The sequence below is a fragment of the Vulcanimicrobium alpinum genome, assembly GCF_027923555.1.
Taxonomy (GTDB): Bacteria; Vulcanimicrobiota; Vulcanimicrobiia; order Vulcanimicrobiales; family Vulcanimicrobiaceae; genus Vulcanimicrobium; species Vulcanimicrobium alpinum.
The window spans coordinates 893,441-906,041 of sequence record NZ_AP025523.1; the positions used below are offsets into that span (position 1 = coordinate 893,441).

Here is a 12,601-nt window from a genome sequence, read left to right on the forward strand (position 1 = left end):
ATGCCGCTGCGTACGGGAAGCGCGCTGCCGTCGTTCGACGGCGTTGCGACGTGGGCCGGCGGCGTTGCCCCGAAGACCGAGGAGCTGGCAGGGAAGCCGCTCCTCGTCCACTTCTGGTCGATCAGCTGCTACATCTGCCACAACGTCGCCGAAGACGTCGCGAAGTGGCAGGCGGAGTATGGTCCGCAGGGGCTCGAGGTGATCGCGGTCCATCAGCCGCGCGGCCCGGAAGAACTCGATATCGCCACGGTGATCGACGACGCGCAGGGACCGATGGGGATCACGTGGCCGCTCGCGATCGACAACGAACACACGCTCGTCCAGCGCTTCGAGAACCAGTTCGTCCCCGCGTACTACGTGTTCGACCGCGACCACAAACTCGTGCATCGCCAAGCCGGCGACCGCGGCTTCGAGCGCCTGCACGAGAAAATCGGCGAGATGCTCGCCGCTAAGCCCGCCGCGTAGACCGCCCGCGCGGCGGTCTTGCGCCCGCGAAGCCGATGGCGTATGCTCTCTGAGTTGTCGGCCGCGCCCCCGCGCAGCCCGCTTCACCCTGCGCGAGTGGCGGAATTGGTAGACGCACTAGCTTGAGGGGTTAGCGCCTTCACCGGCGTGCTGGTTCAAATCCAGTCTCGCGCACCAAGTACCGACGCCCGGGTCCCACGCCCGGGCGTTCGCGCATGGTGCCGGTCCGTCGGCCGCGGCAACGGTAGAATTAGGAGACGGCGCGAAACATCAGGGAGCCCCCCTCCGTAGTTCGGGTCGACCGACGAGAGGACGGTCCTCATCGTATGTGGCTGACGCGGTTCTCCATCCAGCGCCCCATCATCGTTGCGATGCTGTTCATCGCCATCGGGGTTTTCGGCGTCATCTCGTTCCAGAAGTTGGGGCGCAGCCTCAACCCGAACGTGACGTTTCCGATCGTCGTCGTCTCGGCTTCGTATCCGGGTGCTTCACCCGAAGAGATGGAGCGGCTGGTCATCAAGCCCATCGAAGACCAGATCGACGGGATCGACAACCTCGACCGCATGTCCGCAACGGCGCAGGAAGGCCGTGCATCGGTCGTCGTGCAGTTCAAACTCGACACGAACCTCGACTTCGCCGCGATCGACGTGCAACGGCGCGTGGACACCGCGCGCGTGTACATGCCGACGGACCTCGACCCGCCGGTCGTCGACAAGAGCGCGGGCGACCAGCAGGCGCCGATCCTCGAACTCGCGCTGAGTTCGAAGTCGCTCTCGGGGACCGCGCTCTCCGATTTGGTCGATCAGCGCATCGTGCCGGAGATCAAGCACATCCCCGACGTACAGAGCGTCGATGCACGCGGTGAGGTGAAGCGCGAGTTCCACGTCAGCCCCGATCCGCTGCGGTTGTTGGGTACCGGAGCGACGCTCCCGGACGTCTTCAGCGCCGTCTCCAGCAACAATCAGAACTTGCCGGGCGGCCGGCTCGACTCGCCGTCGCGGGAGACCGAAGTCTCGATCCGCTCCGACATCGTGCAGGCGAGCGACATGCTCGGGATCCCGCTCGCGGTGCCGAGCCTTACCGGTGCATCAAATCCGAACGGTCTCAAGATCGGCAACGTCGCGACGACCGAAGACGGTCACGTCGAGCAGCGCATCGTCTCGAAGTACAATGGTTCGCCGACGGTGATCCTCGATGTCAACCGCGTCATTCGCTCCGACGAGATTCACTCCACGGAGGTCGCACGCGCGCGGCTCGCCGAGATCGCGAAGCGCTATCCCGCCGTCAAGTTCGAAGAGATCGACGCGCCCGCCGAGTACACGCAGGCGTCGCTGAACGGCGTCATCCAGAGCCTGCTCGAAGGGATCGTCCTCACCGCGGTCGTGCTGATGCTCTTCCTGCACGCCTGGCGCAACGCGGTCGTCGTGATGATCGCGATCCCCGCTTCTCTGCTCGCGACCTTCATCGTGATGCGGGAACTGCACTTCACGCTCAACATCGTCTCGCTGATGGGCCTCTCGCTGATCATCGGGATCCTGGTCGACGACTCGATCGTCGTGCTTGAGAACATCACCCGCCACCTCGACATGGGCCAGCGTCCGTTCGACGCGGCGATCGCGGGGCGCAGCGAGATCGGCGGCGCGGCCGTCGCGATCACGCTCGTCGACGTCGTCGTGTTCCTCCCGATCGCGTTCCTGAGCGGGATCGTCGGGAAGTACATGATCGAGTTCGGGATCGTCGTCGTGGTCGCGACGCTGTTCTCGCTGCTCGTCTCGTTCACGCTGACGCCGATGCTCGCGGCGCGCTGGTCGGTCCGCCGCCGTCATCCCGAGCCGCCGCGCTCGCTGGCATGGTTTCAGTACGGCTTCGAGCGGCTCACCGCGTGGTATCGCGACATCGCCTTCATGTACGTCGTGCGCCATCGCTGGCTGACGATCTCGGTCTGCATCCTGCTGTTGATCAACGCGATCGTCCTCGTCGCCGCCGCGTTCCCGATCGCGCTCGGAATCGATGCGCTCGCGATTGCGGTCGCCCTGCTGTGGATTCCGTTCGCGGGTCTGCTCGGGCGCGCTGGAGACCGGCTCCAGTTTCCGCGCCTCGCGCGCACGCGCAAGGTCGTGAAGATCGCCGCGATCTGCGCCGTCGTGCTCGCGGTCGCCGGCGGCCTCACGAGCATCGCTGCACCCTCGGCTGGCGCGATCGTCGCCGCGGTCGGCGGCGCGGCCCTCGTGCTTGCGCTGGTGACGTGGTTCCTCGTACGCGTGATGATGGATCGCCCGCGCGTCAGTCCGAAGAGTTCGCTCGGCGTGAGCGGCGTGATCGCCGGGATCGCGGCCGTCGTCGCGCTGCTGATGATCACCAACCACGGGATCGAATCCGAGTTCATCCCGTCTACCGAAGACGGATCGATCTACATGACGCTGACCTATCCGACGGGGACGCCGATGGCGACGACGCAGGCGGCGGCCGACCGCCTCGAGTCGAAGATCATCGGCGTCGACGGCGTGCGGAAAGTGATCACGACTGTCGGTACCAAGCCGGCGGGTTGGGGGGCGACGATCGGCGGCAACGTTGCGCGCCTATACGCCGGGATGGACAAGAGTCGGCGCCGCGAGACGAACCGCGCCGTGCACGAGATCCGTGCGTTCTCGAGCGTCGTTCCGGGCGCGGTCTTCAACGTCGCCGGCGCCGGCGGCGGCGGCGGGGGCGGCGACCCGTTGTTCTACACGCTCTCAGGTCCAGAAGACGTTATCCAAGGCGCGGCCGACAAGCTCGCCGCGTATATCCGAGCGATCCCCGGCACCACCAACGTGCAGACCGGCGCGGAGAGTGAGGCCGACCGGCTCAACATCGTGATCGACCGCGCGAAGTGCGCAGTGCTCGGCGTGAGCCCGGGAACCGCCGCGACCGCGGCGCGCATCGCGATCGGCGGCGCGGTTGCGACGCGTGTCCGCACGGCGAGCGGCCTGGTCGACGTGCGCGTGCAGCTTCCGGCGGAATACCGCAACCGGCTCGGCGACGTGCAGAGCATCAAGCTGCGCGCGAACGACGGCTCCATCTACCGGTTGGGCGACGTAGCATCGTTCAGCTATGCGAAGGCGCCGACGAAAATCGAACGGCTCGACAAACAGCGCGTCGTGCGCGTGACGGGCGGATTCGATCCGGGGGCGACGACGCTGGGGCCGATCGTCTCGAAGATCAACGAAGCGGTCGCGCGTCCCGGTTTTCTGCCGAGCGGCGTCTCACTGCGCGCGTCGGGCGATTCGCAATTCTTCGCCGAGACGATGTCGAGCATGGGCTTCGCCCTGCTGACCTCGTTCACGCTCGTCTACGTGTTGATGGTGATCCTGTACGGCTCGTTCTTCACGCCGGCGGTGATCATGCTCTCCGTCCCGGTCGCGCTGGTCGGCGCGCTCTTCGGCCTCGCCGCGACGCATCAAACGATCAATCTCTTCTCGATGATCGGGATCATCATGCTCTTCGGCCTCGTCGCGAAGAACGGGATCCTGCTCGTCGACTATGCGAACACGATGCGCAAGCGCGGCATGCGCGCCGTCGAGGCAATGCGCACCGCGGCCGGGACGCGATTGCGGCCGATCGTCATGACGACGGCGGCGATGGTCTTCGGGATGCTGCCGCTCGCGCTGGGCATCGCGGAGGGCGCCGAGTTCCGCAAGTCGATGGGGACCGTGCTCATCGGCGGGCTGCTCAGCTCGCTGATCTTGACGCTCTTCCTCGTTCCGGTCGTGTACAGCTGGGTGGTCGGCTGGCTCGAACTGCGCGCCGATCGGCGCGCGATGCGGCACGAACACGACGACGACGACATTACCGAGTCGCGGATCCTCGCGGGCGCGGTCGGAGACTGACCGCTCGCCGCCTCTGCACCGTCGCCCCGACACTCTTAGAATCTGCTGGGACCGGGTAAGGGAACCTTCGGCAACTCGCAAGCACGGAGGTTCCTTCCAGCCTATGCATTCATCTCCAGCACACCGTGCGACGGCGATCGCCGCCGTTGCGCTCCTCTCGACATGCGTCGCCGTTCCGGCCGGAGCGGCCGGTCCGGTCTCGGTCACGGTCAACGGTTCGGCGATCTCGCTGAACCCGCCGCCGACGACGCGCGCGGGACGCGTCTTCGTCCCGCTGCGCGGCGTCTTCGAAAACCTCGGCGCAACCGTCGTCTACTCGAACGGGCAGATCAACGCGACCGGCCGGAGCCACAACATCTCGTTGCGCATCGGTTCTCAGCAAGCGACCGTTGACGGCCAGCAGCAGACGGTCGACGTGGCGCCGTTCATCATCGGCGCCTCGACGTACGTCCCGCTGCGCTTCGTCTCGCAGGCGCTCGGCGCGACGGTCAACTACGACGGCAACAACAACCTCGTCGCCATCTCGACCGGCGGCGGCAACCGGCCCGCGGCGCCGAATCCGCCGCCCGCGGCGAACAACAACGGCAACGAGAGCCCGGTGACGATCGGCAACCTGCTGCCGCGCCGCGACGCGACGATCCAGGCCAATCGCCCGACGATCCAGGCAACGTTCGAGAACGGCACGGTCGATCCGAATACCGTGCACGTGGCCTTCGACGGCCGCGACGTGACGTCGCGCGCGTACATCTCGGATCGCGGCGTCACGTACACCCCGCCGGAGCTCCCGGCCGGGAAGCACGAAGTGCGGATCTCGGGCAAAGACTCCGCGGGCGCATCGTTCCAGCGCGGCTGGTCGTTCACGACGGGCGGCGGATCCTCGGTAACGAACTCGATCACGAACGTCTCGCCGGCAGCCGGATCGACGGTGCACAACGCGTTCACCATCAGCGGACATACCGTGCCGGGCTCGACGGTGACCATACAGGTCGGCGTCGCGCAGCAGGCGGCAACGAACATCGGCCAGGTCGTCGGCGCGATCCTCGGTGTCGGCGGCGGCAACCAGGGTGTGCAGAACACCGTGACGGCCGATGCGAACGGCAACTTCTCCTCAGCAGTGAACGTCGGCGCGCCGAGCGGAAGCGTCCTTGGCATCGTGATCACGTCGACCGAGCCGAATTACGGCGTCGCCGCGACGCCGGTCAAACTGAACGTGCGCGTGCAGTAACCCGCCCGCACGCTGCGTTTCGCGGGGCCGTCGTTCTCTTCGGAGGACGCCGGCTTCGTTGCGTCCGGGACGGGCGAGCAGGGCGCGGCAGGTATCGTGTCTCACGAGAGGCCGTGGCCGTGCAGACCGAAGGTGCGTCATCTCTCGCCTTGCGCTGATCACCGGCGCCGCCGCCGGGCTCGCCAAGGGGATCGCCGTCGCCCTCGCGCGCGACGGCTGCCGTGTCGTTCTGACCGCCCGCCCCGGTGGAACGCCTGCGGATGCCGCGCTGGCGCTCGCGCGCGAGCACGATCCGGGCGCACTCGCCGTCGCCGCCGACCTCGCCGATCCGGCCGCTGCCGCCCGCGTGGTTGCGGAGATCGAGCGGGAACGCGGGCCGATCGAGATCCTCGTCCACGCGGTCGGCCCGATCGTCGTAAAGCGCTTCGCGCGCAGCACGCCCGACGAGTACCGCGCGATGATCGACGGAAATTTGGGTTCGGCGGTCGCGCTGGCGTTCGCGCTGCTGCCCGGGATGCGCGAGCGCCGTTTCGGGCGGCTGGTGTACTTTGGCATGAACGGCTCGTCGGTGACGCTGCCCGCGCGCGGCATGGCGCTCTACGGCGCCGCCAAAGCCGGCGTGGTCACCTTCGCTCGCGCGCTCGCGCTCGAAGAGGCGTCCTACGGCATCACCGTCAACGTCATCGAGCCGGGCGACATCCGCGACAAAGACGCCGGGCGTCATGCTGCGCGCGCAACCGCGGCGAACAATCCTACCGGCCACGCCGGTTCGTGGGAGGACGTCGCGGCGGCGGTGCGCTTTGCGATCGCCGACGATCACGGGTTTCTCAACGGGATGGTGCTGGGCGTGAACGGCGGACTCACGGAACCTCACGAGTGAAGTACGCGACCTGGGCGATCGTCGCGTTCGTCACCCTGCTGCGCGCGATCGCGGCGGCGAAAGTTCCGCTGACCGGCGACGAAGCGTACTACTGGGAGTGGGCCAAACATCCGGCGCTTGGCTATGCCGATCATCCGCCGATGGTCGCCTATCTGATCCTGCCGTTTGCATGGGCGACGGCGAACCCGATCTGGATCCGGCTCGGATTTCTTGCCTGCGGCGTGATCGCCACGCTTGCCGCCGCCGCGACGGCGCGGCGCCTCACCGGCGATGAGCGCGCCGGGATGGTCACGGCGCTCGCGATGATGCTCACGCCGATGCTCTCGGTGGGGTTCGTGATCGCGACGCCCGACGGGCCGCTGATGGCGGCGTGGGCCTGCGTGCTCTACGGCACGGTGCGCGCGATGCAGTCGCGCTCGCGCGCCGACTTCGTGCTGCTCGGCGTCGCGCTCGCGGCGGCGCTGCTCTCGAAGATGTTCGCCTACGCGCTGGTCGCCGGGATCGTCGCGTGGTCGCTCGCACCGGCGCGCCGCGCGCTCTGGCGCGAAGGACTCTGGCTCTCGTTCGCCGTCGCGGCGGTGCTGTACGCACCGTTCGTCGCCTGGAACGCCTCGCATCATTGGGTGACGTTCGCGTTCGCGTTCGAGCAGCGTCACGTCGCCGAACCCTCGCCGATCCGGCCGCTCACCTACCTCATCGCGCTCGCCGGCGCGTACTCGCCGGGTCTGTGGGTCGCGGCGACGATCGTTGCGATGCGTCCGCGCAATGCATTGGTCGCGTGGACCGCGCTGCCGCTGCTCGGCCTCCTCGTGCTCCTGAACTTCCACGAGCGGATCGAACTTCACTGGGTCTTCGGCCCGTACATCTCCCTCTGCGTCGGGATGGGGACGGCCTTCGCGCCGCTCGCGCAGCGCGCGCGCGTGCTGTGGGCGACGGCGGCCGCCGTTCCGGCGGCCGTGCTGATTCCGTTCCTGTTCGCGGCCTCGGCGTTTCCGGGTCAACTCTACATGCAGTTCCGCCAGACCGGCTCGACGCTGCGCAACACCGGCCCGTTCGAGATCTTCACCTACTGGCCCCTCGCACAGGACGTGCGCCGCATGGCCGACGCGAACGACGCGGTCGTCGTGACCGACGGCTACGGCTTCTCATCGTCGCTCGACTACGAAGCGGGGATCCCGCCAGTCTTCATCGGCTACAACGCGCAAGGTCAGGAGGCGAAGCGCTGGTACGATCGCGACATGCATCCCAAGCGCATTCTGTTTGTCGACAAGGAAGCGCTGATCGCGGTTCCCGGCCGGCCGGAGACCAAACCCGGCCGCCCCGACTTCGAACGGCGGTTCCGGCTCGCGTGCGGACACATCGAACCGGGTCCCGGGCTCGAGTACTCCTACACCGATCCGACGGGACACACGGTGCCGGCGCGGCGCTATTTCCTCACGTGGTGCGACGAGCCGCGTCCGAATGCGCTGCGCATCTTGCGCTGGGATGACGGCGTCGCGCAGGCATCGGTCGACCACGTGGGAGCCGCGCGATGATCGATTACATCCCGCTCACCGCGCTTGCCGGGAAGAAGACCACGACGGCCGAATTGCGCGCGCTTGCGAGCGAGCGGATGAAGCGGCTCGGGTACCCGTACGTCGCAACCGAGTTCGCGCCGAGCTGCGGCGGCTGCCGTTTCGATGTCATCGGATTGGGACGCTATACGCGCCAAGTGCGCATTTACGAAGTGAAGTCGTCGCGCGCCGACTATCTCGCCGACACGAAGTGGGAGTCGTATCTGCCGTTCTGCACGCATTTCGCGTTCGTCGCGCCGGCCGGCGCTATCCAGCGCTGGGAACTCGACGGGGCGGTGGGGTTGATCGAGTACGGTCATCCGTCGTTCGAGCGGATGATCGCGAACCGCCGCTTCGGCTGGACGATCCGGCCCGAAGACGCGCTGCGCGCGTCGCGTCCCGCCCGCCGCCTGCGCGACGCGGTCGGCGACGACGAATGGCACGCGTTGCTGGAGACCATCGCCTTCGGACGGCCGCTTCCGGCCGCCGATCTCACCTTCACCGACGGAGCCGGTATTTGAGCGAACATCGTCCCTTCCCGTTGCCCGGCGCGATGCCGCAATACGGTCCCGACAAGCGCGTCGACGTGCTGCACATCGACCTCGACCTCCGCCCCGACCTCGAAACGCAGCGTCTCGACGCGACCTGCACGACGACGGTGCGCGCGATCGAGGACGGCGTCGACCGGCTCGTCCTCGACGCGAACGATCTCGACGTTGCGGCGGTGCGTGCGGAGAGCGGCGCGGCACTGCGGTTCCGCTCCGCCAGCCGCACGCTCGAGGTCGAACTGTCGCCGCCGCTGGGCGCGGGCGAGCGCTTCGTGTTCGCCGTCGACTATCGGGTCGAGCGCCCGACGCGCGGGCTCTACTTCGTCGAATCAGAACCGAAGCACGCGTGGACGCAGAGTCAGGACACCGATGCGCGCTACTGGTTTCCGTGCTTCGATTATCCGACCGAGAAGCAGACGACGTCGCATCGCATCACCGTTCCCAACGGCCACTTCGCCCTCGGGAACGGCGCGCTGGTCGAACGGACCGCCGGCGCGACGCACACGGTATTCCGCTACGAGCAGGCGATCCCGCACCCCACCTACCTCGTGACGCTGGTGACCGGACCGTTCAGTGAGATCGAACAGCCGCATGCGGGCGTCCCGGTCTGGTACTACACGCTGCCGGGGCGGGAAGCCGACGGCGAGCGCGCGTTCGGCAAGACGCCGCGGATGCTCGATGTATTCGAACAGGTCATCGGCGTGCCGTATCCGTACGCGCGGTACGGGCAGATTGCGGTCGCCGATTTCATTTTCGGCGGGATGGAGAACACCGCCGCGACGACGCAGACCGATCGCGTGCTGCACGACGAGCGCGCGCACCTCGACTACTCGGCCGACTTTCTCGCCTCGCACGAATTGGCGCACCAGTGGTTCGGCGACCTCGTCACCTGCCGAGATTGGTCGCAGGCGTGGTTGAACGAAGGGTTTGCGACCTACTTCGAGGCGGTGTGGCTGGAGGCCGACAAGGGCTGGGACGAATACCAGTACGACGTCTACACCGCGACCCAGCGCTATTTCGAAGAGGACGACGAGCGCTATCGCCGCCCGATCGTCTGCAACGTGTACCGCGATCCCATCGAGCTGTTCGACCGCCACCTCTACGAAAAGGGCGGCGCGGTGCTGCACATGCTGCGCGGTGAACTCGGCTGGGAACGGATGAAGCGCGCGATTAAGCGTTACGTCTCCGACAATGCAGGACGCAACGTGGAGACGATCGATCTGATCCGTGCGATCGAACGCGAGACCGGACGCAACCAGCGGCAGTTCTTCGCGCAGTGGGTCGAGCGCGGCGGCCACCCCGATCTCGAAGCGTCGTACCGCTGGTACGCCGAGCGGTCGACGGCGATCGTCACGATCGCGCAGAAGCAGACCGTCGACGACGCGCACCCGGCGTACGTCTTCGATCTCGACGTCGCGTTCGTCACCGCCGCGCCGGCCGTGCCCGCCGCCGATGCCGGCGACGCGCCGCTCGACGGCGAGATGCGCACGCGGCTGCGCGTCGAACGCGCGCCGCAGACGTTCGCGATCCCGCTGCCGCAGGAGCCGGCACTGATCCGGATCGACCCGTCGGCCTGGATCCTCGCGTCGTGGACGTGGTCGCTCGGCACCGATATGCACGTCGCGATCCTGCGCGGCGATCCGGCACCCGTCGCGCGGATCCGAGCCGCGCGAGCGCTTGCGAGGGAGGGGACGCGCACGGGACTCGCCGCGCTCGCGCTCGCGCTCGCCGGCGACCCGTTCTGGGGCGTGGCGGCAGAGGTCGCCGCCGCGCTCGGCGAGACGCGCGCGCCCGCGGCCCTGCGCGCGCTGCTGGGCAACGCGCGCCACGCGCATCCGAAAGTCCGGCGCGCCGTCGCCGAAGCGCTCGGCACGTTCGTCGGCGACGCGGACGCCGCGGCGGCGCTCCTGGCGATGCGGGACGACGCCTCGTACTTCGTCGTCGCCGAGGCGCTGCACGCGCTCGGGAAGACGCGCGATTCGCGCGCGTTCGACGCGCTGGGCGCCGGGATGACGACGCCGTCGTGGAACGCGACGATCGCGTCGGGCGCTGCGCGCGGGCTCGGCGCGCTCGGCGACGAGCGCGCGCTTCCGCCGCTGCGTGACGCGCTCGCGCCCGACGTCCCCGAGGCGCTGCGCCGAGCGGCGCTCGGCGCGCTGGCCGAACTCGGCACGCTCGCCGAACCGGTGCGCACCGCGGCGTTCGAGGCGATCGACCGCGCGCTGCGCGATCCGGCGTACCTGGTGCGCGTCTCGGCGTTCGCCGCGGCCGAGAAACTCAACGACGCGCGGCTGCTGCCGTCCCTCGATGCGCTGGCGGCGTCAGAGGTCGACGGCCGGCTGCGCCGCGATGCGCAGGAGGCGGCGCAGCGCGTGCGGGAGGGACAGCAAAAACCCGCCGAACTTGCCAAGATGCGCGAGGATCTCGAGCGGCTCCGTGCCGAGGCGCACGCGTTGCGCGAACGTGTCGATACGTTGAGCGCGTCGCGCGCCGAACTGCCCGCTCGGTGAGCCGCCGACGTACGCTTGCCGCCGCGACGCTCGCCGTCGCGGTGCTGACGTCGTGCGCCCGCCCGGCGCCGCCGCCGCGTCCGGCGCCGCGCGTCTCGGCGACGCCGATCGCCGCCGCCGCGCACGCACCGGCCTGGACCGCGGCCGAGATGCGCGCGCTGCAAGCGAAATTGAGCGCCGCGCTCGGCCCCTCGGCGCTGGCGAGCAGCGGAATCGCGATCGTCGACGCGCAGGGCCGCCCGCTCTTCCTGCGCCGCGAGCGCACCCCGTTCACGCCGGCGTCGACGTTCAAAGTCCTGGTGGGCGCGACGGCGCTCGAGATGCTCGGTCCCCAATTCCGGTTTCCGACGACGTTCGAGTCGCTCGCGGAGCCGCAGGACGGCACGCTCCACGGCGACGTGTATCTCGTGGGGACGGGCGATCCGACGCTCACGCGCGACGACCTGCGCGCCGGCGTCGCCGCGCTCGCGCGCACCGGCGTGCGTTCCGTCGACGGCGCGCTCGTCGCCGACGCGTCCGTCTTCGCGGGAGCCGAGGTGAATCACGACTGGGATGCCGACGACCTGCAGTACGGCTACGCAGCGGGGACCAGCGCGCTCGCGCTCGATCAAGGGACCGTCGAGTTTCATCTCGAGCCGACGTCGGTCGGCGCGCCGGTGCGGATCCAGGTCGTCCCGCCGTCGGATGCGGTCCGCGTTCGCGGCGGCCTCGTGACGGGCTACTCGACGATGCTCACGATCCAGCGCGATCCTTCGCGCAACGACTTCACCTTCGACGGGCACGTGAGCCCGTACGCGGAACAGTCGTTCTGGCGTCCGGTCGTCGGACTGCCGCAGTATACCGCGGAGGTCGCGCGCGCGATGATGCGCCGGCGCGGAATCACCATCGAGGGCGGCGTGAAGACCGGTCTCGCGCCCCTGGCGCCGAGCGTGCTGTGGAGGCATCGCTCGCCTCCGCTCGGGACGATCGTGCGCGAGATGTTCTTCGAGTCGAACAACCACTTCGCCGAGCAATTGCTGCGCGCGGTCGGCGCGACGCGCGGCGTCGGAACCGAGGCGAACGGTGCGCTCGTCGAGCGGGCCGAACTCGACCGCGTCGGCGCGCCCAGCGCGGGCCTGCACGTCGTCGACGGGAGCGGACTTGCACCGACCGACCGTATCGCGCCGCTCACGCTCGCCACGCTGCTCGCGCGCGTCGCGGCCGAACGGATCGGTCCCGCGTTCGTGAGCGCGCTTCCGCGGGTCGGGATCGAGGGGACCGTACGGCGGCGCGGGGTGACCGACGCGCTCGGACGCGCACGCGCGAAGAGCGGCCATATCAAGAACGTGAACGCGCTGACCGGCTACGTCGATACGCGCCGGCACGGTCGCGTCGCCTTCGCGATCCTCGTCAACGACCGGCGCGCCGACGACGGGCCGGTCGACCAAGGGATCAGCGATGCGCTCGACGTCCTCGCGCGAAGCTGAACGTCGCCGTCACGCTGAATCCTGACGGGAGTTCAGCGTACTCGCGCGTCCAGGTTGACGAAGAACGAGCGCCCCGGCAGGCCGTAGT

General features: G+C 68.7%; 8 protein-coding genes and 1 tRNA gene. All 9 read left to right on the forward strand.

Annotation, left to right across the window (positions count from 1 at the left end):
- The 9 genes from WPS_RS04430 (at position 1) to dacB (ending at position 12,513) form a co-directional block, all read left to right on the forward strand.
- On the forward strand, positions 1-465 hold the full coding sequence (locus WPS_RS04430; RefSeq protein ID WP_317996644.1) for a TlpA disulfide reductase family protein: 465 nt from the start codon (positions 1-3) through the stop codon (positions 463-465).
- 90 nt (positions 466-555) lie between these two features.
- Positions 556-642, forward strand: a tRNA-Leu gene (locus tag WPS_RS04435).
- 149 nt (positions 643-791) lie between these two features.
- Positions 792-4,331, forward strand: coding sequence for an efflux RND transporter permease subunit (locus WPS_RS04440; RefSeq protein ID WP_317996645.1), 3,540 nt, complete (start codon positions 792-794; stop codon positions 4,329-4,331).
- A gap of 103 nt (positions 4,332-4,434) precedes the next feature.
- Complete coding sequence (locus WPS_RS04445) at positions 4,435-5,556, forward strand: copper amine oxidase N-terminal domain-containing protein (protein ID WP_317996646.1); 1,122 nt, start codon at positions 4,435-4,437, stop codon at positions 5,554-5,556.
- 58 nt (positions 5,557-5,614) lie between these two features.
- The gene (locus WPS_RS04450) at positions 5,615-6,436 is read left to right on the forward strand and encodes an SDR family oxidoreductase (protein ID WP_317996647.1); all 822 of its coding nucleotides are present in this window, start codon (positions 5,615-5,617) and stop codon (positions 6,434-6,436) included.
- Positions 6,433-7,971, forward strand: coding sequence for an ArnT family glycosyltransferase (locus WPS_RS04455; protein WP_317996648.1), 1,539 nt, complete (start codon positions 6,433-6,435; stop codon positions 7,969-7,971). The genes WPS_RS04450 and WPS_RS04455 overlap by 4 nt, the downstream gene beginning before the upstream one ends.
- Positions 7,968-8,510, forward strand: a complete 543-nt coding sequence (locus WPS_RS04460) for an MmcB family DNA repair protein (protein ID WP_317996649.1) — start codon at positions 7,968-7,970, stop codon at positions 8,508-8,510. Before WPS_RS04455 ends, WPS_RS04460 begins: the two co-directional genes overlap by 4 nt.
- Positions 8,507-11,047 carry a M1 family metallopeptidase gene (locus WPS_RS04465; protein ID WP_317996650.1) on the forward strand — a complete coding sequence of 847 codons (2,541 nt, stop codon included), beginning with the start codon at positions 8,507-8,509 and terminating at the stop codon, positions 11,045-11,047. The genes WPS_RS04460 and WPS_RS04465 overlap by 4 nt, the downstream gene beginning before the upstream one ends.
- A complete protein-coding gene (gene dacB / locus WPS_RS04470) occupies positions 11,044-12,513 on the forward strand; it encodes a D-alanyl-D-alanine carboxypeptidase/D-alanyl-D-alanine endopeptidase (RefSeq protein WP_317996651.1) in 1,470 nt (489 codons plus the stop codon). The genes WPS_RS04465 and dacB overlap by 4 nt, the downstream gene beginning before the upstream one ends.
- The last annotated feature ends 88 nt before the right edge of the window (positions 12,514-12,601 follow it).

Bases quoted from the DNA above. Each gene is read 5' to 3' on its own strand.
- WPS_RS04430 (WP_317996644.1), top strand. From the start codon at position 1: ATGCCGCTGCGTACGGGAAGCGCGCTGCCGTCGTTCGACGGCGTTGCG.
- WPS_RS04440 (WP_317996645.1), top strand. From the start codon at position 792: ATGTGGCTGACGCGGTTCTCCATCCAGCGCCCCATCATCGTTGCGATG.
- WPS_RS04445 (WP_317996646.1), top strand. From the start codon at position 4,435: ATGCATTCATCTCCAGCACACCGTGCGACGGCGATCGCCGCCGTTGCG.
- WPS_RS04460 (WP_317996649.1), top strand. From the start codon at position 7,968: ATGATCGATTACATCCCGCTCACCGCGCTTGCCGGGAAGAAGACCACG.